19 protein-coding genes and 5 tRNA genes are annotated in these 23570 nt (G+C 61.9%); 10 read left to right on the top strand and 14 right to left on the bottom strand.

The window, feature by feature from the left end; genetic code table 11:
* Position 1: 1 nt before the first annotated feature.
* A complete protein-coding gene (locus tag Q7S20_13160; protein MDO8502780.1) occupies positions 2-1270 on the bottom strand; it encodes an EAL domain-containing protein in 1269 nt (422 codons plus the stop codon).
* 2 nt (positions 1271-1272) lie between these two features.
* Positions 1273-1671, bottom strand: coding sequence for a response regulator (locus Q7S20_13155; protein ID MDO8502779.1), 399 nt, complete (start codon positions 1669-1671; stop codon positions 1273-1275).
* 197 nt (positions 1672-1868) lie between these two features.
* Here Q7S20_13155 and Q7S20_13150 point away from each other — a divergent pair, with 197 nt between their 5' ends.
* Positions 1869-5078 carry a SusC/RagA family TonB-linked outer membrane protein gene (locus tag Q7S20_13150; GenBank protein ID MDO8502778.1) on the top strand — a complete coding sequence of 1070 codons (3210 nt, stop codon included), beginning with the start codon at positions 1869-1871 and terminating at the stop codon, positions 5076-5078.
* A gap of 28 nt (positions 5079-5106) precedes the next feature.
* The gene (locus Q7S20_13145) at positions 5107-6666 is read left to right on the top strand and encodes a SusD/RagB family nutrient-binding outer membrane lipoprotein (protein MDO8502777.1); all 1560 of its coding nucleotides are present in this window, start codon (positions 5107-5109) and stop codon (positions 6664-6666) included.
* Positions 6667-6746: 80 nt separating this feature from the next.
* Here the strand turns inward: Q7S20_13145 and Q7S20_13140 are convergent, their stop codons facing one another.
* The 8 genes from Q7S20_13140 to Q7S20_13105 form a co-directional block, all read right to left on the bottom strand.
* The gene (locus Q7S20_13140; protein MDO8502776.1) at positions 6747-7511 is read right to left on the bottom strand and encodes a carboxypeptidase regulatory-like domain-containing protein; all 765 of its coding nucleotides are present in this window, start codon (positions 7509-7511) and stop codon (positions 6747-6749) included.
* Positions 7512-7623: 112 nt separating this feature from the next.
* A complete protein-coding gene (atpC, locus tag Q7S20_13135) occupies positions 7624-7875 on the bottom strand; it encodes an ATP synthase F1 subunit epsilon (GenBank protein MDO8502775.1) in 252 nt (83 codons plus the stop codon).
* 7 nt (positions 7876-7882) lie between these two features.
* Complete coding sequence (atpD, locus tag Q7S20_13130) at positions 7883-9319, bottom strand: F0F1 ATP synthase subunit beta (protein ID MDO8502774.1); 1437 nt, start codon at positions 9317-9319, stop codon at positions 7883-7885.
* A gap of 2 nt (positions 9320-9321) precedes the next feature.
* A complete protein-coding gene (gene atpG, locus Q7S20_13125) occupies positions 9322-10185 on the bottom strand; it encodes an ATP synthase F1 subunit gamma (protein MDO8502773.1) in 864 nt (287 codons plus the stop codon).
* 3 nt (positions 10186-10188) lie between these two features.
* Entirely contained in the window at positions 10189-11769 is a 1581-nt protein-coding gene (atpA, locus tag Q7S20_13120) for a F0F1 ATP synthase subunit alpha (GenBank protein ID MDO8502772.1), read from the bottom strand.
* A gap of 180 nt (positions 11770-11949) precedes the next feature.
* Positions 11950-12825: an AraC family transcriptional regulator gene (locus Q7S20_13115; GenBank protein MDO8502771.1), complete on the bottom strand. Its 876-nt coding sequence runs from the start codon at positions 12823-12825 to the stop codon at positions 11950-11952.
* Between the two features lie 29 nt (positions 12826-12854).
* Entirely contained in the window at positions 12855-13607 is a 753-nt protein-coding gene (locus Q7S20_13110; GenBank protein ID MDO8502770.1) for an ABC transporter ATP-binding protein, read from the bottom strand.
* A gap of 90 nt (positions 13608-13697) precedes the next feature.
* Positions 13698-14582, bottom strand: coding sequence for an RNA polymerase sigma factor RpoD/SigA (locus tag Q7S20_13105; protein MDO8502769.1), 885 nt, complete (start codon positions 14580-14582; stop codon positions 13698-13700).
* A gap of 305 nt (positions 14583-14887) precedes the next feature.
* On the opposite strand from Q7S20_13105, the gene Q7S20_13100 reads away from it, so the two are divergent.
* From Q7S20_13100 to Q7S20_13085, 4 genes are all read left to right on the top strand, one after another.
* Positions 14888-14960: transfer RNA gene (locus tag Q7S20_13100), tRNA-Ala, on the top strand.
* A gap of 60 nt (positions 14961-15020) precedes the next feature.
* Positions 15021-15093 (top strand) — tRNA-Gly (locus Q7S20_13095).
* A gap of 50 nt (positions 15094-15143) precedes the next feature.
* Positions 15144-15217: transfer RNA gene (locus Q7S20_13090), tRNA-Val, on the top strand.
* 32 nt (positions 15218-15249) lie between these two features.
* Positions 15250-15323 (top strand) — tRNA-Arg (locus tag Q7S20_13085).
* 167 nt (positions 15324-15490) lie between these two features.
* Here the strand turns inward: Q7S20_13085 and Q7S20_13080 are convergent.
* The gene (locus tag Q7S20_13080) at positions 15491-16357 is read right to left on the bottom strand and encodes an FkbM family methyltransferase (GenBank protein ID MDO8502768.1); all 867 of its coding nucleotides are present in this window, start codon (positions 16355-16357) and stop codon (positions 15491-15493) included.
* Positions 16358-16569: 212 nt separating this feature from the next.
* On the opposite strand from Q7S20_13080, the gene Q7S20_13075 reads away from it, so the two are divergent.
* Entirely contained in the window at positions 16570-17160 is a 591-nt protein-coding gene (locus Q7S20_13075) for a DUF1003 domain-containing protein (protein ID MDO8502767.1), read from the top strand.
* A gap of 6 nt (positions 17161-17166) precedes the next feature.
* On the opposite strand, the gene Q7S20_13070 is transcribed toward Q7S20_13075, so the two are convergent.
* Complete coding sequence (locus Q7S20_13070; GenBank protein ID MDO8502766.1) at positions 17167-17637, bottom strand: peroxiredoxin; 471 nt, start codon at positions 17635-17637, stop codon at positions 17167-17169.
* A gap of 96 nt (positions 17638-17733) precedes the next feature.
* On the opposite strand from Q7S20_13070, the gene Q7S20_13065 reads away from it, so the two are divergent.
* The 3 genes from Q7S20_13065 to Q7S20_13055 all read left to right on the top strand — a co-directional run bounded on the left by Q7S20_13065 (position 17734) and on the right by Q7S20_13055 (position 19451).
* Positions 17734-18900, top strand: a complete 1167-nt coding sequence (locus Q7S20_13065; protein ID MDO8502765.1) for a cupredoxin family copper-binding protein — start codon at positions 17734-17736, stop codon at positions 18898-18900.
* On the top strand, positions 18897-19325 hold the full coding sequence (locus Q7S20_13060) for a cupredoxin family copper-binding protein (GenBank protein ID MDO8502764.1): 429 nt from the start codon (positions 18897-18899) through the stop codon (positions 19323-19325). The genes Q7S20_13065 and Q7S20_13060 overlap by 4 nt, the downstream gene beginning before the upstream one ends.
* A 52-nt stretch (positions 19326-19377) precedes the next feature.
* Positions 19378-19451 (top strand) — tRNA-Arg (locus tag Q7S20_13055).
* 167 nt (positions 19452-19618) lie between these two features.
* Here the strand turns inward: Q7S20_13055 and Q7S20_13050 are convergent.
* A complete protein-coding gene (locus tag Q7S20_13050; GenBank protein ID MDO8502763.1) occupies positions 19619-19852 on the bottom strand; it encodes a hypothetical protein in 234 nt (77 codons plus the stop codon).
* Positions 19853-19896: 44 nt separating this feature from the next.
* Positions 19897-23253 carry a HEAT repeat domain-containing protein gene (locus Q7S20_13045; GenBank protein ID MDO8502762.1) on the bottom strand — a complete coding sequence of 1119 codons (3357 nt, stop codon included), beginning with the start codon at positions 23251-23253 and terminating at the stop codon, positions 19897-19899.
* Positions 23254-23570 lie beyond the last annotated feature (317 nt).

Here is a 23570-nt window from a genome sequence, read left to right as displayed (position 1 = left end):
GTTAAACCCCGGGGGCTGGCGGCACCGGCGCCGCTCTCTCCGGCGCCGGCGGGTGCAGGTAGAAACCCTGCACGAGGTGCACGCCGAGCTGTTTCACCGTCTCATACTCCTCGGCTGTTTCGACGCCCTCGGCGATCACCATCGCGTTCTGGTCGTTGCCGAATCCCACCATCTTCTCCACCAGGCTCTGCTTGATGAAGTTCACGTCAATGCAGTTGATGAGCGAGATGTCGAGCTTGATGAAGTTCGGCTCGAGGTTCGCGATGGTTCCGAGGCCGGCGTACCCGCTGCCGGCGTCGTCCACCGCGAAGCGATAGCCGCGGTCGCGGAAATCCTTGAGCCGACCGCGGAACTTGGGATAGTCGCGGATGGCGGTCCGCTCGGTGATCTCGAGAACGACGCGCGTAGGATCCGGGACGTCCAGGTCAAGCTCGGTGAACATCGGATCGGTGAAGTCGTGCGGATCCACGTTGATGAACAGCAGCTGATTCTTGTCGAGCCGCTCCTTCATTCCGGAGATGGCCGTGTTGCGGCAGAGCCGGCTCAACTCCCAGATCATGTCCGTCTTTTCGGCGACCTCGAACATCACCTCGGGGCGGCGCATGGACTTGAGCGTTCCGCGCGCGAGCGCCTCGTAGCCGAAGATCTCCTGCGTCTCGGTCACTACTATAGGATGGTAATCGATGTAGAGGCCGCCTGTCCGCAGAGTCTCGCGAAGGTCGGCCGCCCTGAGCGCGAACTCGCGCTGCTCGACCGACTTGGATGAGCTCGCGGCGTCGCGGATGGCGCGATAGATCTGCCGCTCGAGGCGGATCTTCGGATCGTAGTGAATGTGAGAGCTGCCGACAAACGTATCGAAGAGCGACGCGATGTCGTCGCCGTGCTCCTCCTCGATCCGCTTCGCGATGAACTGGTGGAGGCTCGCCGTCAGAGCGGTGATGGCATCCGGGCCCGGTACCGGCTTGTGGGTGGGCGGGACATGGAACAGGACGAAGTCGTCGTCGTTGGTGAAGTTCACCATCACCTCGGACGCGGAGAACTCGCTGCTGTTGAGGAACTCGCGGATCGCGTTGCCGGTGGTGTGGAGTATCTCGTCGAGTTTCTCCCAGCCGTAGATCTCCTCGATCTTCGTGTACCGGTCGAAGTTGAAGTAGATGACGAGTAGCTCCTTCCTTTCCTGAATCGCCTGGCGGACAGAATCAATCGAAGCCGAGACAGTCGGGACCTTCGGCTCGGAGCCGCCGCGGAAAAGACGCCGGTAGTTCGGCAACGTCAGCGTGTCTGCGGGAGCTGCGCGATGTTGCGCTCGACGACCGCAGCGAGCTTCGACAGCTCGAACGGCTTCTCGACGTAGTCGTCGGCGCCAGTCTCGATGGCCTGCCGCTTGTCCATCCAGTCCTGGAGGGCGGTGACCATGATCACGCGGATGTCGCGCCCCGACGCGCTGGCCTTCATCTCGCGGCACACCTGCCATCCGTCGCGGCCCGGCATCATGACGTCGAGAAGCACGATCGAGGGATTCATGGATTCGAACAGCGCCATGGCCTCGTCGCCGTTGTAGGCGACCGAGATCGGATACCCGCGCGCTTCGAGATAATCCCGGATGATGTTGGCGTTGTCCTGGTTGTCGTCCACGACCAGGATGGAGGGGAGCTGCGTGTCCGTCATCATATCTACGTTGCGGTGGGAGACGCCACGGAGCAAGTGCAAATGCCCGGCCGCCGAGCCCGGCCCCGTCCGCTTCGGGATAAGGGAACCCCTCCTCACTCTACCGCTCCATTGACAGTTGCCCGGACCATATCCAGTTTCTTACCGTAGCTTCGGTGCATGCGACAGCCGGTCCATCATAATGGAAAGGAGGATGTGGTATGAAACGCCATCGTCCGTTCGTTCGTCTCATCGTCGGCAGCGGACTTGCCCTGCTCGGCTTCCTCCCTGTCGGCGCGCGGGCACAGCAAGGAACGACTGTGTCCGGACAGGTTACCGCAGCGGTCGGAGGAGCGCCGCTCGTCGGCGCCAGGGTGGCCATCCCCGGCCAGCGTGTGGCCGCCATAACTGACGCCAACGGCCGGTACACTCTTGTAGTTCCCGCGGGCATCAGCGGTGCGGTGACACTGACGGCTCGCCGTATCGGGTACCTGCCGCGTTCAGTGCAGGCGACTCTCGCCGGCGGATCCGTTCGTCAGGACTTCGTGCTCGAAGTCAGTGCCACGCAGCTGGCGGAGGTAGTCGTGACGGCTCTTGGCGCGGAAAGGCAGAAGAGCAAGCTGGGAACCGCCCAGCAGCAGCTCAGTGCGGGGGAAGTCAACAACACCCGCGCGCAGAACCTCGTGCAGCAGATACAGGGGAAGGTTTCAGGGGTCCAGATCACGTCACCGGGCACGCAGGGCGGCTCGACCAACATCATCATCCGCGGTCAGAACTCGATTACAGGAAATAACCAGCCGCTCTTCATCGTCGATGGCGTTGCGGTATCGAACGCCAACCGCGGCGGCGCTCCCTTCGTCGGCAGCAACACCAGTTTCGACTACGGCAACGCGATGTCGGACCTGAATCCGGACGACATCGAATCGCTGAGCGTGCTGAAGGGCCCGAACGCCGCGGCCATCTATGGCTCGCGTGCGGCGAACGGCGTCATCCTCATCACCACCCGCAAAGGCCGCAATACTGGCGGCCGGATGCGCACGGAGCTCAACACCAACCTCACCTTTGAGCGCCCGGCGATTCTCCCCGACTTTCAGAACGGGTATGGCCAAGGGTCGGGAGGTGCGTTCGAGTGGGTGGATGGAAACTACGGCGGCACCAACGACGGCACCGACGAGAGCTGGGGCCCGAAGATGGACGGACGGCTGATTTGTCAGTTCGACAGCCCTGGTGCCGGAACCTCTGGCTGCACGCCGACGCCCTGGAGTGCTCACCCGAATAACGTCAAAGATTTCTTCCGGACTGGAGTTACTGCGTCGACGACGCTGGCCGTAAGCGGCGGGACTGACCGTTCGTCCGGGCGTCTTTCGCTTAGCGCGGACAACATCACGGGAATCTTTCCGAATAACCTCTTCCAGCGGCGGACGGCTTCCCTCAGCGGCACCTTCCGCGCAAGCCAGCGGCTCACCGCAGACGGCTCCGTGCAGTACATCCATAACTCCGGACGCAACCGTCCGGGCGTCGGCTACTCAGGCCGTAACCCACTCCAGTCGATGTTCAATTGGTACGGCCGGCAGATCAACACGGAGTCGCTCAGGGACTTCCAGAAGGGCGGACTCACCAACGGTGGACCGGCTACGCGTGAGTTCAACTGGAATTACAGCTACCACAACAATCCGTTTTGGGTCATGGCGGAAAATCCGCAACTCGACGATCGCGATCGTCTGATCGGGTCGGTCTCCGTGAACTACCAGTTAGCCGATGGCCTGAACGCCGTGCTGCAGACGGGTTCGGACATCTACCGGCTGGGGATCCAGCAGCTTTACGCGCGGGGTGCGGAGGAGTTCGTCAACCTGGCGTACAACGGCGGCTTCCGCTTTGTCAACGACTACAGAAACGACAACAACACGGGCCTGACCGTCACGGGCAACCGCCGGCTCGCCAACTGGCTGGAGCTCAACGCCGTCGCTGGGGGCAGCCTGCGGCGGGAGTACTTCAACGGCAACAGCCAGCAGACAACCGGCCTTGTTGTACCGTCGGTTTACAACCCGGCCAACGCAGCGATCGCACCCTCTATCGACCAACAGATCACGCGCCGGGAGGTGCAGGGCGTGTATGGTTCCGCCGCCTTTACGCTCAAAGACTGGTGGACGGTAGAGGGAACTGCGCGCAACGACTGGTCCTCCACTCTTCCGGTCGGCGCCAACTCGTACTTCTATCCGTCCGTCAACACGTCGGTGGTGCTGACTGACGCGTTGCCTGGCCTGCAGGGCAGAGTGATCAGCTCGCTCAAGCTTCGCGGGGCCATGGCCCGGGTTGGCAGCGATGCTCCCGTTTATTCGCTCGTCCCGGTCTTCTTCGGCGAGTCGCAGAGGTTCGGCACTCAACCACAGTATCGTCTGGACACCCGACTCGCCAACGCCGATCTGAAACCTGAAATAACGCGCTCCGACGAGGTTGGCGCTGAAGTATCGCTGTTCTCCAACCGGGTGCTTCTCGATGCGAGCGCGTACAGAAAATCAACGCGCAACCAGATCTTCGATGTTGAAATCTCCGGCGCGAGCGGCTTCGACAGGAAGTGGATCAACGCCGGTGAGATCAGCAACAAGGGGATCGAGGCGTTGCTGACGCTGAACCTGTTTGAGTCACCGACCGGGCTCAGCTGGAACACGACCTTCAACTTTGCTCGCAACGTCAGCGAGGTCGTCGAACTTGCTCCCGACGTCGAAACGATCGTCCTCGGAACAGGGGGGTTCGGCGACGTAATCGTCGAGGCCCGGAGAGGCGAGCCTTACGGCGCGATTCGCGGCTACAAATTCGAGCGCGACGACGCTGGCAACATTCTCGTCGAGGACGGTTATCCCCTCAGAGAGTCCAGTCTCTCGGTGCTGGGCAATATCCAACCGAAATGGACCGGTGGGTGGGGAAACCAGCTCAGCTTCGGCAATTTCTCCCTGAACACGCTGCTCGACATCCGCCGCGGCGGTAAGCTTTACAGCGTCACCAATATGTTCGGTGAGTATGCCGGAGTACTGGCGAGCACCATGCGCGGACGTGAGACAGACTGGGACGACCCGGGCGTACTCGTCGAGGGAATAGATGTCGCCACCGGTAAGGCCAACACCAAGAGGATCACCGCCGAGGAGTACTTCCACGGCCTTTTCGGATACACCGAGCAGTACGTCTACGACGCCGGCTACGCGAAGCTTCGTGAGCTGCGCGTGTCATACAACCTGCCTGGGAAGTGGGCGAACAGGTTCCTGGGGGCGCGGGCCGCGAGCATCGCTCTCACGGGGCGGAATCTCATGACGTGGACGAACGTCCCGAACATCGACCCGGAATTCGCTTACAGCAGCAGGAACGATCAGGGCATCGAGGTTAACATGTCGCCGAACCCACGTAGCTTCGGCTTCAACCTCCGGATCATTCCGTAACCCTACCCTCACTGGAGCCGCGAACACAATGACATATAAAAGTTTTGGACTCGCCAGCCTCGGTGCGGTCGTGCTGCTCGGCGTGAGCGCCTGCGACCCCGATAAGCTCACGAACGTCAACGAGGACCCCAACAACCCGACGTCGGCGCCGCCTCAAGCTGTGTTCACCTATGCCTCACGCATAGCGATGCAGCGCTGGTTCGGCAGCAACCCCACGAACATGCGCGGTCCGGTGCTGACCGCGCAGCACCTCGCTCAGGTTCAGTACCCGGACGAGGACCAGTACCTGCGGCTTGATGGCACCGTTACCAACGGCAGCTTCATCTTCACGTACGCCCAGGAGCTGAAGAATTTCCAGGCGGTCATCGACGCCGGGAAGGCCGATAATCAGCCTCTCCTCTGGGGTCCCGCACAGGTGATGCGGAGCCTCATATTCGGCTACGTCACCGATGTGTGGGGCGACGTTCCCTACTCCCAGGCGCTGAAAGGAGACGCAGCAGAGGCGACCATCCTTCCTGCCTACGACGCGCAGAAGGATATCTATGACGGTCTCTTGAAGGATCTGAGCGAGGCCGTGACAGTCATCGCGGGCGCGCCCGCGAGTGCGCAGACTCTTGGAGGCGCGGACCCGCTCTATGGCGGCAACCGCCTGAGGTGGCAGCGGTTCGCCAATTCCATCCGCGCACGCCACGCCATGCGCCTCGCCAACGTGGATCCGACAACGGCACGGGCGCAGCTCAACGCGGCGATCAGCGCACCTGGAGGGCTCATCCAGTCCAATGCTGATAACGCGCAGATGCGCTGGCCGGGAGACGGCGTGTATGACAACCCGTGGGCGGCGAACAACCGCACGCGCGACGATCACCGGCTGTCGGACCGTCTCATGAATGAAATGCTTCCGGTCAACGACCCCCGTGTGCCGGTTTATGCGCAGCCGACGCTGGCGAACTCGAATGTGTACGCCGGAATGCCGAATGCGCTCACCGCGTCGCAGGCGGCCACTTACTCACTCATCTCTTCGCGCCCCGGCCGCGTCTTCTATTCCACGTCGCGGTTCTGCCCTGGCTGCTCGCCGCTCGCCGGAGCGAGCTTCCCGTCGTTCGTTCTGACCTACGCCGAAGTCTCATTCATTCTGGCCGAGGCGGCGGAACGTGGCTGGGTTGCCGGGAGCGCGGCCGCGCTCTACGAGCAGGCAATTCGTGCGTCAATGGCCCAGTGGGGGGTAACCAACACCGCGGCTGTCGATGCCTTCCTCGCTCAGTCGGCCATTGCTTATCAGGGGGGCACGGCGGGTCTCCGCAAGATCGCGCTTCAGAAGTGGATCGCTCTTTATTCCGACGGCGTCGAGGCGTGGGCCGAGTGGCGCCGTACCTGCGTTCCGGCGACGGTGAAGCCGGGACCGGCCGCCGTCATCAACACCGTCCCTCGACGCTACCAGTACTCCACGCGGGAGAACTCCGTCAACGCCTCGAACGTAGCCGCGGCTGTCACCCGTCAGGGGCCGGACAACTTCACGTCGAGAATGTACTGGGACAAGAGTCCCAGCGCGGCACCTACCTACCCGGGAGCGAGCTGCGGCCAGCGCTAGGAACTGGCGCCCGGCAAGAAGAAGAAAGCCTCCCGGCTCTCCGGGGGGCTTTCTTCTTGTCGAGGCTGTCCCAGCTCGTTCTACTGGGTCTTGGTCCAGACGAGAATCAGACCGCAGAGACGGTTCCCGCGCTCCAGGTACTGCGCCGGTACTCCGGCGGAGGAGGGATAGAACTCAATCGCCGCTATCTCTCCCGGCTGAATGACCTCGTCCAGCTCCGCGCCCAGCACGCGCTGCCCGTCCACCCAGACCATCGGCTGGCAGCCTCGGATGCGTATGGTATTGCCGCCCCCCGTGGAGCCGGCGCGAATAGCGATCCCGGGAACGCTGCGGAACAGGTCGCTGGAGTTCGTCGCACCGAGCCGGCGGATGTCACCCTGCTCGAGGAACCGCCCGAAAGTGCCACGCTGCTGCTTGCGCTGGCGGAACTCGCGGAGGCGGTTGCCAGGATCGGCATCCACGACAACTTCCTCCAGCTCCTGCGCAACGCTGGTCAGGACGATCTCGACGAACGTCGGCTGTCCACGGGCGCCCACCCGCACCTCCAGAACCTGCTGCTTATAACCGAGTCGGCGAATGCGCAGGGAAAGCTGCCCAGCCGGAAAGCCGCCGAGCGTGAAGCGTCCATCGGCCGCAGTCACGGCGCTGCGCCGGACTTCGCCAGCCTCGACCACGGTCACCTCCACCTCCGGAACAGGTGTCCTCGCCGAATCGGTGACGACTCCGCTCAGTTGGTAGACTCCCGTCGCCGCCACCGTGTCGGCGACAGCTTCCGCGGCAGCGAGCTGCGGGACGGCGAAAGCGAGGACACACGACGCGAGAGATGCAACGCGAACGTCCATCATCCCTGGGTCCCTCCACACATAGACGGGATACCACCAAGGAATATAGGCCGACAGACGCGGGATGACGAGAACGAGGAGCGGGCTTACAGGGGCAAATCGCCCTGCAGAGCCTTCAGGCCGCCGTGGCGCGCTCCGTAACGATCCGCACGTTGTTCTCCACTACCTGGAGAAAACCGCCTTCGATGTCGAATCGCTTTTCTCCACCGCCGCTCCCAAGCCTGAGCGTGCCCTTGCCGAGCAGCGTCATCATCGGCGCGTGATCCTGGAGAATTCCCACCTCTCCGTCGAACGCGGGCGCGACGACCGAGGTCGCCTCGCCTTCAAACAGCACACTCTCCGGAGAGATCACCGAAACCTTCAGCATCGGCCGATCAGCCCTGCGTCATCTTGTTGGCGTTCTCGATCACGTCGTCAATTCCGCCTGCCATGAAGAACGCCTGCTCGGGCAGCGTGTCGAACTCGCCGGCCACGACTCTCTCGAATGACGAGATCGTGTCCTCGAGCTTCACGTACTTGCCCGGAGTGTTGGTGAACTGCTCGGCCACCGCGAACGGCTGCGACATGAAGCGCTGCAGACGGCGCGCGCGGCCCACGACCTTCTTGTCCTCTTCCGACAGCTCGTCCATTCCGAGAATGGCGATGATATCCTGCAGCTCCTTGTAGCGCTGAAGAATGCGCTGCACCGAGGTGGCGACGTTGTAGTGGCGCTCGCCGAGGAACTGGGCGTCGAGAATTCGCGACGACGACGCCAGCGGATCCACCGCGGGGTAGATGCCGAGCTCTGTGATCGCGCGGGAGAGAACGACGGTCGCGTCGAGGTGGGCGAAGGCGGTCGCCGGCGCGGGATCCGTGATGTCGTCGGCGGGCACGTAGATCGCCTGCACGGACGTGATGGACCCCGTCTTGGTCGAGGTGATGCGCTCCTGAAGATCGCCCATCTCCGTCGCCAGCGTCGGCTGGTAACCCACGGCGCTCGGCATGCGGCCGAGGAGTGCGGACACTTCGGAGCCGGCCTGAGTGAAGCGGAAGATGTTGTCAATGAACACGAGCACGTCCTGGTTCTCCACGTCGCGGAAATACTCGGCGACGGTGAGACCCGAGAGGCCGACTCGCAGACGCGCTCCCGGCGGTTCGTTCATCTGGCCGTAGATCAGCGCGACGTTGTCGAGAATGCCCGCTTCCTTGAACTCGAGGTAGAGGTCGTTCCCTTCGCGCGTGCGCTCGCCCACGCCGCAGAACACGGACTTTCCGCCGTGTCCCTTGGCGACGTTGTTGATCAGCTCCTGAATGATGACGGTCTTGCCCACGCCGGCGCCGCCGAAGAGCCCGATCTTCCCACCCTTCACAAACGGGGCGATGAGGTCAATGACCTTGATGCCCGTCTCGAACACTTCCGTCTTCGGCTCGAGGTCGGCGAACTGCGGCGGGGCGCGATGGATTGCCCAGCGCTCGACCTCGGGGCCGATCTCGGGGCCATTGTCCACCGGCTCGCCGAGCACATTGAGAATGCGTCCGAGGGCCGCGGCGCCGACCGGCACCATGATAGGCGCGCCCGTATCCACGACTTCCATTCCGCGCACAACGCCGTCGGTTGCGGACATCGCGACGGCGCGTACCTGGTTGCGGCCGATGTGCTGCTGCACCTCGGACGTCACCCTGATGTCCGGTCCGCCATCGGACCTGGCTTTGATGGTGATCGCGTTGTAGAGCTCGGGAAGCTTATCGGCCTCGAACTCTACGTCGAGCACCGGTCCGATAACCTGGACGACTCTTCCGACGTTCTTCCCGGTCTTGACTGCGGTAGCCATTTCTAGCTCTCCAGTGCAGCGGAGCCGCCGACGATCTCGGCGATCTCCTGCGTGATCTGCGCCTGGCGGGCGCGGTTATATGTACGGCGAAGCACGTTCAGAATGTCGCCGGCGTTGTCTGTTGCGTTCTTCATCGCGGTGCGCTGCGAGCTCTGGAATGCTGCCTCGTTCTCCACCAGGCCGCGGTACACGGCGTTGCGCACGTAAAGCGGAAGCAGCTCCGTCAGGATCGCTTCGTCCGACGGGTAAAGCAGGTAATCCGGGCGCGGACCCTTCGTCCCAGGGGGCTTCACCGGGAGGATCTGCACCGAAGTCGGCGGAGTGGACAGCGCGGAGATGTACCTGGAGTGAACGACGAATACCGCGTCCACCGCACCGCTCGTGAACTGATTGATGAGATCGTCCACCAGCTCCCGGGCGTTCTGCACCGTCGGCCTGTCGGTGATGTCTATGCGGCTCGAAGCGATCGGCCGGCCGATGTACCTGAAATAGCCGAGGCCCTTCTTGCCGACGATGTGGAGCTGCGTCTCGACGCCGCCGCGATCGAGACGCGCAAGAAGGTTTCTTCCTTCCTTGATCAGGTTGGAGTTGAAGCCTCCGGCAAGTCCGCGATTGGAGGTGAGAAGAATCACCGCGGCGCGGCTCGCCTTCGCCGGCTGCCTGAGGAGCGGGAACCGCTCCGCGAGATCAGGCGAGTACAGTCCGGCGATCACTTCCGCGAGACTCGATGCGTAGGGCCGCGCTGCGTGCACGCGGTCCTTCGCCCGTTTCATCTTCGAAGTGGCGACCATCTCCATCGTACGCGTGATCTTCCGCGTATTCTCGACGGATTTGATGCGCCCCTTCAGCTCACGACCCTTGGCCATGGATTACGCGGCCTTGCCTGTACCGCGAGATTCGTTGAACTGCTCGATGGCGCGCTTGAGATCGGCCTCGATCTCCTTCGACATAACCTTCTGATTCCTGATCGCGCTCTCAATCTGCGGGTACTGTGCGTGCGCGAAATCGAGGAAGCCCGACTCCCACGCCTTGATGCCGGAGACGGGAAGCGCATCGAGGAAGCCGTTGGTCACGGCGTAGATGACCATGACCTGGCTTTCGACCGGCATCGGCTGGTACTGCTTCTGCTTGAGGATCTCGACCGTGCGCGCGCCGCGATCGAGCTGGCGCTTGGTGGCGGCGTCGAGGTCGGCAGCGAACGACGCGAACGCTTCGAGCTCGCGGTACTGCGCGAGGTCGAGGCGAAGGCGTCCGGCGACGGTCTTCATCGCCTTGACCTGTGCCGATCCACCGACGCGGGAGACCGAGATGCCGACGTTGACGGCGGGGCGAACACCGGAGTAGAACAGGTCGGCCTCGAGAAAGATCTGTCCGTCGGTGATTGAGATGACGTTGGTCGGGATGTAGGCCGACACGTCACCGGCCTGCGTCTCGATGATCGGCAGTGCCGTGAGCGATCCGCCGGGCTTGAGGATATTCCCGTCCACGACTTCGTTGTCCTCGCGCAGCTTTGCGGCGCGTTCGAGGAGGCGGGAGTGGAGATAGAACACGTCGCCAGGGAAGGCCTCGCGTCCCGGGGGACGGCGAAGAACGAGGGAGAGCTGGCGGTAGGCGGCGGCTTGCTTGCTGAGGTCGTCGTACACGCAGAGCGTTGGCTTGCCCTCGTTGTACATGAAGTACTCGGCCATCGAGCAACCGGAGTACGGCGCGATGTACTGCATCGGCGCCGGATCGGAAGCGCCGGCGACCACGACGATCGTGTATTCCATCGCGCCCGCCTGGCGGAGCTTCTCGACTACGGATGCGACCGTCGAGTTCTTCTGGCCGATGGCGACGTAGACGCAGATGACGCCGGTGCCCTTCTGGTTGATGATCGTGTCAACGGCGATGGCGGTCTTGCCGGTGCCGCGGTCGCCGATGATGAGCTCGCGCTGCCCGCGTCCGATCGGGATCATGGAGTCAATCGCCTTGATACCAGTCTGGAGGGGCTCCTTCACGGGCTGGCGGACGATGATTCCAGGGGCCGGCGACTCCACCTTGCGGGTGTGAGTGGCGTGGATCGGGCCGGCGTTGTCAATGGGTCGTCCGAGTGGATCCACGACGCGTCCGATAAGCTCGGGACCGACTGGGACTTCGAACACGCGGGCGGTTCGGCGGACCTCATCGCCTTCCTTGAGGACGAGGTAGTTGCCGAGGATGACCGCGCCGATGTTGTCCTCTTCGAGGTTCAACGCGAGGGCGGTGATCTTCTCGCCGGTCTCGGTGGCAGTGACTTCGAGCATCTCTCCGGACATCGCCTTGGAGAGGCCGTATATGCGAGCAATACCGTCCTTTACTTCGAGGACGGTACCGACTTCCTCAACGTCCAGGTCACGGAGGTCAGCCGCTTCGATCTCGCGAAGCAGGATGTCCTTGATTTCGCCGGGGCGAAGAGAGGTTTCGGTGGCCATTTTTCAGAAAGGGCTGAGAGCGTGTTATAAGACGCAGCAGGGGGTCGACGGAAGGCCGATCCCAAGGTCGCTTCGGAGCTTGTGAAAAATATCACAAGCCATCTTGTACTGCAAGTTGCCGCGACTCTCGTGCCGCGCGGCGCGTGCCAATTACCGGAGCTGATAAAAGGACATGGGCCCTCATCCCCGCGACCGAGTCCTCCCCTGCGTGAATCGCTCGATGAGATCCACGGTTCGCAGCCGCGACAGCGAAGCGGGGCGAGTGCCGAGGACGCGTTGCGCCGTGACCGCGAGATGCGACGATGAAGCGAAGCCGAGAATTTTTGCGACGTCCCGCACGTCGAGCCCGGGATTCTTCGCCAACTCGGCGGCGGCGACCATTCGCACGAGATCAATGACGCGCTTGAGATTCGGTGCGCCCGGCGCTGAAAAGTGGCGGCTCAGGTGCTCGCGGCTCACGCCCACTTCGCGCGCCAGCGCGGCCGTGCGAATCGGTCGTCCGGCGGAGGCGAGTATGGACCGCCACGTCGCCAGCTGCATCTCGGTGCGGAGTCTGAGGGTTTGCGGCGGATCCGCGAGCGCGGCGGTGAATCTCGCGGAGAAAGTGCGCGGCGCGACGATGTCGCGGGCAACCGCATCGTCCAGTCCGTCGGCGAGGATGTCGCAGAACTCGAGCGCTGCGCACCGCGCGATGGCCGGAGCGTCGGTGGCCCTCAGCGGAGAAATGCCGAAGAACGGGGCGCTCGGGAACTCGTGCGCCAGAGTGCCGATCCTCCACGTGTCGTCCGACGGCGAGGCGGCGGCTGTCGCACCATGGCCCATCACGGATTCACCCCCCGCGCTCGTCGTCGCAGCGGACGACCCGACGTCCACGAGCACGGCATCCACGAGAACCTTGCGCAGCGTGGTCCTGAACTCCGTCACGTCGCGTGCGGTGATGACCTTCCACTTTCGCTTGGGAAACGCCGCGCGCACGAATGCACGCGCTCTCTCCCTCGCCGTGTATACGAGGAGAACCGGAAGCTCGAGCGGCTCGGCGCCGTTATCCTTAGCCACGCGGCTACACCGGACCGATCGGGAGTACGCTACACACCTGCTTCCACCAACTCGAGGTCGGCCTTGCCTTCGATGAACTGGCGCACGATCGGATCGGAGGTGTGCTGGATCTCGTCAATGGTGCCGACCTGGCGGACCGTGCCCTCGTAGAGCATGGCGATGCGCGATCCGACGCGGTACGCGCTCCGCATGTCGTGGGTAATGACGATGCTGGTGACGCCGAGCTTCTCGCGCATCCGCACCATCAACTGGTCAATGACGGCGCTGGTGACCGGATCGAGGCCGGTGGTGGGCTCGTCGTAGAGCACGTACTTGGGACGACGGGCAATGGCTCTGGCGATTCCGACGCGCTTTCGCATGCCGCCTGACAACTCGGCGGGCATCTTCGTCTCGACGTTCGGGAGATCCACGAGCTCGAGCGCTTCGCTGACGCGCTTCAGAATATCCGGCTCCGACAGCTTCCCTTCCTTTCTGAGACCCATGGCGACGTTGTCGCCGATCGTCATCGAGTCAAAAAGGGCGGAGAACTGGAAGACGTAGCCGACCTTTGCGCGCAGCGCGTAGAGCTCTGGTCGCGTGAGCTTCGGGACTTCGAGGCCGTCCACCCAGACGGTTCCCTGGTCGGGCTCCAGCAATCCGACGATGTGCTTGATCGCGACCGACTTTCCGCTGCCCGAGTAGCCGATGATGACCATCGTCTCGCCTTCCTTGACGTCGAGCGTGAAGCCCGTGAGGACTTCCTTCGGGCCGAACGCTTTGTGGACGTCAATGAGGCGGATCATGGCGGCGTGGGGGTGGCTGGGAGTGCGGGAAAAGTAACAATAAAAAGGGCCCGGACACGAATGCCCGGGCCACTTTCACTGAGCTGGATACTACGCCGCGAAGCTTCCCAGCGCGCGGCCTACGTCGCCTTCGCGAAGGCGCTTGAGTGCACGGTCGCGGAGCTGGCGAACACGCTCGCGAGTTACGCCGAGCATGGAGCCGATCTCCTCGAGTGTGTGCTCGCGTCCGGCCTCGAGTCCGAAGTAGAGGCGCAGCACCTTCGCGTCCCGCGGGGGAAGCGTCGAAAGCGCGGACCCGATCTCGTCGTTGAGGAAGCGGTTCATTGCTTCCTCTTCGGTATCGGGCATCTCGTCGGCGACGAAGCGCTCGATGAGCGAGCGATCGCCTTCCGGATCCATTGGCGCGTCAAGACGCACGTCGCCGGTGTTGAGTGCGGCGAGCGACTGAACGACGTCCACCGAGAGACCTGTCAGCTGCGACAGTTCTTCCGGCGTGGGCTCGCGGCGCATTTTCTGACGCAGGATCTCCGACGCCTTGATGATGCGCGAGAGATCCGCTGTGCGATTGAGCGGAACACGCACGGTCCTTCCCTGTCTCGCGAGCGAGGAGAGAATGGCCTGGCGGATCCACCACACTGCGTAAGAGATGAACTTGACGCCCTGGTCGGGGTCGAACTTTCTTGCGGCGGTCAGCAGACCGACGTTGCCTTCACCGATCAGGTCAATGAGGGGAAGGCCGCGGTTCTGGTATTTCTTTGCAACGGAAATGACGAAGCGCAGGTTGCGCTTCACCAGCTCCTGGAGCGCATCCGGATCACCAGCACGGATTTTCCGGGCAACCTCGATCTCTTCGTTGCCCTTGAGCAGCGGATAAGTGCTGACTTCGTAGAGATACTGATCGAGGATATCGCGCTCCGGCTCACTCGGAGCGATCCCGGTCGCTACCGCTTTGCGGCGGCGCTTGACTTCAGCCATTGGTGGACACCTCAAGGTCCTTCAGCGGAGATTCTATTTATTGGACGCGGCGAGAACGCCGAGCACAGCGAATGATGTCGTGGAGTTGGGCGCTGCAAAATACCGGCCGTGGCAAAAGATGCTAGGGGTATTTCTTGACTTCGGTTCTACCCTCGGATATCCTTCGCGGTTCCTCCCACAATGTTGCAGAACCGGATTTTCGGCGGAAATCATTTGATTTCCGGTGCAAACCGGGGATTGCATCGGGCGCGGGGGGGTCCGGAACGGGTCGGCGGGAGTGATTCGGGACGGGCGCGGGACGAGCCGGGGGTGTAGCTCAGTTGGGAGAGCGCTTGAATGGCATTCAAGAGGTCAGGGGTTCGATTCCCCTCACCTCCATACCGGCTCCCACACCGATTAGATTGGCTGAGTCGTGTGGGGGGCAGCAGTGAAAAGACTGCGGGAATAGCTCAGTTGGTAGAGCACAACCTTGCCAAGGTTGGGGTCGCGGGTTCGAGTCCCGTTTCCCGCTTAAGGAAGGGCGGTAATGGCGAGATTTGCGGCGCCGCCGCTCGCTGGATGGGGCGGTTAGCTCAGTTGGTTAGAGCGCCACGTTGACATCGTGGAGGTCACAAGTTCGAGTCTTGTACCGCCCATGCAGGATTGGGTAGGCAGGCAAAACGCATGGGCGCCCGTAGCTCAATTGGATAGAGCATCTGACTACGGATCAGAAGGTTGGGGATTCGAGTTCCTCCGGGCGCGTAGTCAACAAACGAATATGAAGAAAAGGACTCCCTATCGAGCGTCCCCTTTTCAATTGGGGCCGCTTCACTCGCCCCACGACCTGCGGCATGTCGACGAGCAGCGACTGCCGTCATCGGCCTAGAGATCGAAATCCGGCGCCGGCCGGCCTTCCTGAGGGTGCTGCATCAGGCTGTGTTCCTCCTGAAGGTCGCTCGCGACGAATCGGGCGGAGCGAGAGCGATCAGCCGCGCACGGCGATCGAGAATCGTACGGCCATCGGCCAGCGGAACGAAAGGCTCGACGTCAGGAGGAGCTACGAGGATCGTGTAGTCGCCGGGGATGAGAGCGAGCAGCTCGTCCACGGTCCCGAACTGCTCGAGGCCCATCCCACCCGAATGCACCTCGACGCAGATGTCGGGACGCGCATCGTGGATCGTTTTCGCGGCGCCGCGGAGAACGTGCACCTCATATCCCTCGACATCCAGGAACAGCACGTCAGGCAGTCCGTATTCCGCCGCGAGCTGATCGACGGTGACCGCGGACACCTCAACGCCCGGGGCACGGCCGGTGGAAACATGGCCGTTGAGCGTCGGAGTGAAGCGAAGCGTGCCGGGCGTATCGGACACGGCGGCATGCACGACGCTCACGTTGCGAACCCCGTTTGTAGCGATGTTGGCCCGCGCGGTCACCGCATTGTGCGCCGACGCCTCGACCGCGACGACGCGTCCCGAATCCCCCACTTGCTCGGCGAGAATCATCGCGACGATCGCCTGGTGCGCGCCGATGTCGAATACCGTCGCCCCGGGCCGCAGCTGTCCGCGCGTGGCGATGACCTCGATCTCCGCCGGTACCTTCCAGTCGCCGTCGTACCAGGCCCGCGCCACGTCGTCGTTGATGTGGACGGTGAGCTCGCGTCTGCCGAAGAGGTGGGTCGCGGTGTAGGGGTGAAAGATCGCGCGCGCGAAACGCTGCCGGACCAGCCGGGCTCCCTCCCATACTGGAGCGGGCAGGCGATCCTGCGCGAACGAGCGAAGCGTCTGAAGGATGGTCATTCCGTGGAGCCCCCCTGGCTCTCACAAGTTAGCGTGAGAGAGCGCTCCTCCGGAACAGCAAGGCCACACACGACGACTTCTCACGCGACCTTGCGGCTGATAGCACTTGAGCAACGTAGTCAGGTCTGACCATCCGCCCGGTTTCGCTTTCTGCTCTGCTGCCGTGCGATCTTGCTTAAGAGTCACTGCTCACCTTTCCACCGGTCAAATCCATGTCCAGTTCTCACACGAATCCGGCCTCACAGAATTCGGCGGATGCGATCTCGTCCAGCACCGCGAATGTCGTCGAGCGCAACGTGCGCGCGCTCGTCGAGCACGCCGCCGAGCAGGAGCGCACGAAATCCACCTCCGACCGCGTCGCGGCCGCCATCTCGGCCTTCGCCGGCTCGATGAAATTCGTCTACTTCCACGCCGTCGCGTTTGGATTGTGGACGGCGGTGGACATGGGATGGGTCCCCGCCGTACACAACTTCGATCCATCGTTTACCAAGCTGGGAACTCTTGCCTCGGTGGAGGCGATCTTCCTCGCGACCTTCGTGCTGATCACGCAGAACCGGATGGCGGCGCAGGAGGAAATCCGAAATCGTCTCGCCGTCCAGATGAGTCTCCTCAACGAGCATGAGACGACCCACATCCTCCGCCTCGTCGTCGCGATGAGCGACAGGATGGAACTTCGCGAAGCCGGTGATCCGGAGATTCAGGAGCTGTTGCGCGACGTCGAGCCGCAGGACATGATCGACCGGATCGCAGTGCACTCCGACGCGGTCAAGGAAGAGATTCGCGAGGACAAGAGCGGACGATAGCCGCCTTCACCGAGGCGGCAATCCGCCGACGGTACGTGCCACCTCTTCGACGTGCCCGTCAATCTTCACCTTCGGGAAGATCCGGGCAATCCGGCCGTGCCGATCTATCACGACCGTCGTACGCTCGATTCCCATGTACTTGACTCCGTAGAGCGTCTTCTCCTTCCAGATTCCCCAGGACTCCGACACGCGGTGCTCCTCGTCCACGAGCAATCGGTACGGCAGCGAGTGCTTGTCGCGAAATTTCCGATGCGACTTGGCGCTGTCGGCACTCACTCCAAGCACTTCGGCATCGAGTTCCCCGAACCGGGGAAAGGCGTCGCGAAAATCGCACGCCTCGCGTGTTCAGCCAGAGGTGTTGTCTTTCGGATAGAAGAAGAGAACGACGTTTCGCCCTTTGAGCGAAGCGAGCGACACGCGTGAGCCGTCGTCGGCCTCGAGGTCGAAATCAGGAGCGGGCTGGCCTTCTGCGATCAACAGGATCTCGTGTTGGCGGAGCCTTAAGATTGGCGCATTGCGATCGGCCGAGGAAGTCCCGTCGCCCGACAAGACACGACCTCCGCCCCGAATCCAGTGCGTTTCGCCGGAATCGGAGTGCAGCCGTCCATGGCCGGACCGATCTTCATGGCCGATGGCTCGACGTCCGTGCGGACGCGCGGGGCAACGCTCAACCAAGGGTATCGAATGCGCCTGATGCGTAAACTGCTCCTTTCCGTCGTGCTCGCACTGCCCGCTGCCGCGGAGGCACAATCGCTTCTCGACCGATCGCCAAACGTGTCGGGCGATTGGGTCGGTGCTCCTGGCACACTGTACTTTCATTTCGTGCATCGGTTCACGGCGAGTCAGGCGCCGCAGCGAAAGGTCTCCAACGTACCGACGTTTCTTCTCGCGGCGGGACTGCCGAGGCGACTGCTCGCAGGATTCAATTACTCGACGAACTCGACGCTCGCGCCGAACTTTCCGAACGAGTGGGAGCTGTTCGCACGCTGGGCTCCGCTGGGTGAGGACTACGGCGCTCCTCTCGACGTCGGTGTGCGAGCAGGCTACAACAATGCGGCTGACGGGATCGACGGCGAAGTGTCCGTCGCGAAGCGATTCGGTATCGCGCGACTGATCGTCGCCGGGCGCGTTCTCTCGGATCCGCTCGAAGCACGTAACACGCGGTTCGCTGTTGCCAGTGGAGCGACGATTCGCCTCGGCCAGTATGTCGCGCTCGCTGGAGACGTCGCATCGCTCACTGACCGCGATTCGACCGAGCGGGTGGCATGGAGCGCCGGGCTGCATATCGCCATCCCGCTGACGCCTCACACGCTTTCGCTGCACGCGACGAACGCGCCGGTCGCCACGCTTCAGGGTGCGTCGCGCGGTTCGAGCAGTGTCAGGTATGGATTCGAGTTCACGATTCCGCTCACCCTTCGCCGGTACTTCGGGAAGAGAGCGCAGGATTTCTCCGACACCACTGTCTCCGCGACCGCCGCGCTGGTGGACACCGTTCGTACGGTGATCAAGAACATCAGCTACCTCCAGCCGCGACTCAATATTGCCGTCGGCACGACGATCGAATGGAGGAACAGCGATCCGCTGCCGCACAGTGTCAGTGCAGTGGACAAGAGCTTCAATTCCGGACTGATCCAGCCGGGCAAGACATACCGGCACACGTTCACGAAAGCGGGGACATACAACTTCTATTGCATGCCGCACCCGTTCATGAAGGGTGTGGTAGTGGTGACGGACCAATGAGCGCCGTCAACGTCATGCGGGGTGTGCGCGTCGCGCGCGCCAGACTCGTTCTTGGCGCCTCGCTTGCCGCCGTGACTATCGCGATCGCTGGTTGTCTGTCGGAGCGGGCGACCGGGACCGGCACCGATCTCACCGGTTGCAACGCGCAGCTTCCGTCGGACGCGTTCGGCTCGACGGTCGTGATAATCCGCGACTTCACGTTCATTCCGGCGCAGGTGCGGGTGCGTCCGGGCATGAAAGTCACATGGGTGAACTGCGGCGCACAGGGCACCGACGCCCACACGAGCACCGCCGATGCCGGCACGTGGAAGTCACCACTCCTCGCGCCCGGCGCGACCTACACGCGCGAGTTTCCGGCGGCGGGAACATTCCCGTATCACTGTGAGCCGCATCCGGGGATGCGCGGAACGGTCACCGTCGAGTAGGGCCATTGCGGGAGCGGCGCGATTCGGTTTATTCACACATTGGTTACACCACGCGCCCGTAGCTCAATTGGATAGAGCATCTGACTTCGGATCAGAAGGTTGGGGGTTCGAGCCCCTCCGGGCGCATGTCGTAAGTCGTTGAACACGTGCCTGTTGCCAAATGTGTTTCTGTTGCCTGCTTCAGAGCGGGGGCTGTTTGTGGGGCCGTTTCCACGAAATCAGGCGCTCTGGACCCGCGCTGATAGCTTGCGCGGCTCATTCATCACCGCGAGCAGGGTTTCCTCATCCACCTGCTAACTCGACCCCTGCATGTCCTCAAAGGATGCATCAGTGTTCGCTGCGGACGCAGCAATAATCCGATTTGCGCCAACCAATACGAACTGAGTAAAGCGAATGCGCATCAGAGCGTCCCACCACTCGTGCTTGTCGACCTCTAAACGAGTACTGGCGCCGTCGAACGTTATCGAAGGATCCCCGACAAGCCTGCCGCCGTTCTCCGCCACGCATTGATCGAGCAGCTGCTCCAACTCAGTCCGCATGTCAGTTGAAACGGGTGAAGGACAACAGCTCGTCAGGCTTCTCGCTGCTCGGCCGTTGTGTGACTCGCGGGTTGTATACGTTCAACTGCCTTCACGACGAGCTTGGAAAGATCCACAATGACGGAGTCCAAGTTCGACTCCGCGGTCGATTTCGCCTCGCAGCTGTCTCGGACCGCGAGGATGAAACTGTACGCAGTCGGTGATTTCAGCAGTTCCGATTCAGCTTGCGACATCCATTCGTGCCACTTCAATGTGTCAGTGCCTAGACTCTCGACTAGGTGGATCGCCGCTAAGTATTCAGCGACGGGGTCCAACGAAAATCGGAGACGATCCCGGGCTGGTCCAACAGTCTGCAACAGACGCAGCTTCTCCTCGAAATAGCGGATCAACGGCGTCGCTATGAGATCACCTCCAAGATCCCGCACCACCGCGTCATGACTCGCGGGGACGGGCCGTAAGGTGTCGCGCAAGCAGGCCCAGGCAACAATCTTTGCAGTCCGATGGACGGTTCTATCGTCCGGGTCGTCAGGGCCAGCGGATCGGTTGACCTCGTTAAGGTAGCTGAGCATCAACTCAGGGATATTTCGTGGAAGCCCCTCGGCCGATGGAGCCTCCTTTTCAGCGATGAGTTGATCGGCATAGAGCTTCGCAAGCAGGACAGTGATATCGCGCTGACCAACCATTTCCGAGAGTCGACGGCACGCCTCGAAGTATTCAGCATCATCAAATGCATTGCGCCATCCTCGTTGGGTGAGATAGGCCTCCATGAATGAAGACAATCGGTTGCCCTGTATCCGCAGGGGCGTTACGACGCTTCGCGGCGTCCCTTGAAGCTCTTCTTCAATCCGCGAGGTAACGATCAACGCGTTGATCGGAAAGTCGGCAGAGTCGAAACGGATTGCTTTTCTTGTTTCATCGCTCATCTCGGACAGATGATCGATTATCACCAGTATCAGACCTTGCTGGAGAAGTCTCAGAAGAAGGTCGGCCCGCAATGGACGCTCTAGCCCCAGAGAGGTTCGAAGCTGTCCACCAAGGGAATCAACCAGTGTGCCCAACGATGCGTGCTCCCCGCCGAGATCGTATTCAAGCAGCAGCGGCAGCATTACTGCGTGAGGATTCAGACGCAACTCAGGGTCTACAACCATCGCCCAGCGAGCCAGTTGTACCGCCAGACTCGTCTTCCCTGCCCCTCCTTCGCCGTATATAACCAGTGCGCTTCGCTTCTGGCGGAATAGCGGGCGGAAAGTGGCAGCGGATGGAGTAGCTACCACGGTTCGGTCGAACACCACAGGCATGGGTACGTGGATTCTTCTATCCTCCACGGTGCGCCGTTCTTCGAAAGCTCGAGCTGCTGCGGCGACATTCGCCGCCGCCCAAGCCCTCAACACTCTAGCGCGATAACGGAAGATCCCTACGACGAGCAAGTACGACAACGGTATCCTGACGCCGCCGAGGGCCTCAGGAAGCTTGATTTCGGTCACACGGCTGAGCGTGTGATTGACACGAAAGAGAAGAAGTGGCCGCAACCAGAGAGCCAACAAACAGGCCACTAACACAAGTACGTATGCGGCGGCGACGAGAGTAGCGATTCGGTGCTCGGACTCGAATTCCCGAACTGCCCGTAGCAGCTTTTGCCACCAGACAACTCCAAGATACCGAACACTTCGCTCGACTTCTTTCGCATGCATACGAACCGAATCGTCTGAATTGGCACTGAGCGCACGTGCCGCCTCTTGAAGTATCGGGATCGCTTCGATCCGCGATGCATCCGCCATGTCTTTGGCGATCACTTCGATTGCAGCCGCGGCTCTCCGGCGAGTTGCTGGTTCGGTTGCGTTCAGCGAGAGAATGAGAGGACGCAATAGCAGCTCGCCGGGCGACTCAATGGTGGATATCGCCACTGCAGCCTCATATCGGACGGCAGCAACCGAATCGTTTAGAACCGAACGCAGTGTGGGCAGCTTGGGTCGAGCGCTTGCTGGCAGTTGTGCGAGAACACGCAGGGAACGAATGCGCACTTCCGAGCTTGGATCGGAAAGCGCCCGGACGACGAACTCTATGCTGCCCGCTCCAATTGCCACGAGCCCACCGGCCGCAGTCTCACTGACTGACGGGTCGGTATCCCGCAGCGCCAGAACGAGACTCTTGATAGTCAACGTGTCGCGTGCCCCAATCCTCACCAGCGACGAAACAGCTCGACGGCGAATCCCCGTCGTTCCACTTCGGAGGGCAGTTCTCAGTTGCGGCACGGCGCCGAGCCCGAGATCTGAAAGCGTTCCTACGACATCCAGGTCGCTTAATTGAATCAGCGCTGGAACCACTTCATCAGCTTGTGGCCCAATTCTTTTTAATGCGGCCAGGGCGGGGCCGTGGGTCAGGGGATCCTCAAGCAGCCTTACAAGGGTCGGAACGGCAATTCTGGCAGATCTTCCAGATGCTCCGATCGTTTCAATCAACGTCTTACTCGTGAGATAATTCGAGTCTGCTAATGCGGGGAGCATGGCCCGAATCCCTTCAGGTGATATGGGGGCTAATGCCCTTAGCGACAAAGCAGCCCGTTGCTTAACGAACGGCGACGAATCGAAGAGCGCTGCGAGTAGTTGACGTTCTGCAGGCCGCGCTGAAGCCTTCTGGGCTTCAATGATTTGCACTGCCTCTTGCCGAATTTCGATATCCGGATCTCGAAGTAATTCTGCCACAGCAGGCAACTCTTGATCACTGAGTGGAACAATTGTCTTGACGCTCGCCAACGCCTGTGAGCGAACCCTGGGATCGGTATCTTGCAGCATTCCTATCAGGACCGGCCGTACTTCGGGGCTCACCAATGAGAGCCTCGCTAGCGCGTGTGTCGCTGCAATTCGAACTTCTCGAGCAGGATCGCGTGCCGCAGACGTCACCGTGGTGACTGCAGGGGCTGCAGCCGACCCGATCTTCCCCAGCGCTTCGATCGCTTGACTCTCAATCCCCGGTGATTCTGAACGAGCTGCATCTATCAACCGCGGGATTGCAGGCGACGCGAGCGGCCCAATCCTGCCTATGCTCGTGATGACGACGCTCTTGAAGTCTTCGTCGCCGCGACCCATCAGTTGAATGAGTACCTGAAGATGCACAGCCGCATCCGCACCGGTGTTGCCCATCGCCTCGACAGCGAGTAGAGCAGTGTAGTTGTCCGCGCCAGCAGCGAGTTGTGCAAGTCGGGGCAGCGCGACGGAAGCTGGGCCAATTCGTTTCAACGCCTGCGACACAGCGAGCCTCACCCCAAATGACTGATCAGCCAAGGTCTCTACCAGCGCCGGCATCGCGGGCGCGGAAGGTCGTCCGATTTGGCCTAGGACGATTGCGGCTCCTTCACGCACAACGGCAGTTGGATCAGACAGAGCCCTCATTAAGGTTCGAACTGCGGCCGAGCCAAGCGCGGTAAGTGAGTCTCTACTACTCTCTCGTGTCGCTGCTATTTTGCTCCGCAACGAATCGACCAACGTCTCAACCGGAACTTGAGCACCTGCCCGCCCGGAGAGGGCGACGATAAGGATGATGGTGCAGGCTGAGCGAGAGCACGATAGCACAGCTGTGACTCGCTGCTTATTCGAGCTGCTGTCAATCCGCTGAGCCTTTTGCCAAGGGAAATAGCCGGTTGTCTTCCGGTTCCATGCGCGGCAGACACGATCTTTGAAATAGCCAACCTTTCGTCGACCGATTTCCT

This window comes from Gemmatimonadaceae bacterium, from assembly GCA_030647905.1.
Lineage (GTDB): Bacteria > Gemmatimonadota > Gemmatimonadetes > Gemmatimonadales > Gemmatimonadaceae > UBA4720.
The sequence above is the reverse complement of the archived record's forward strand: the minus strand, read 5'-3'. Positions and strand labels throughout refer to the sequence as shown.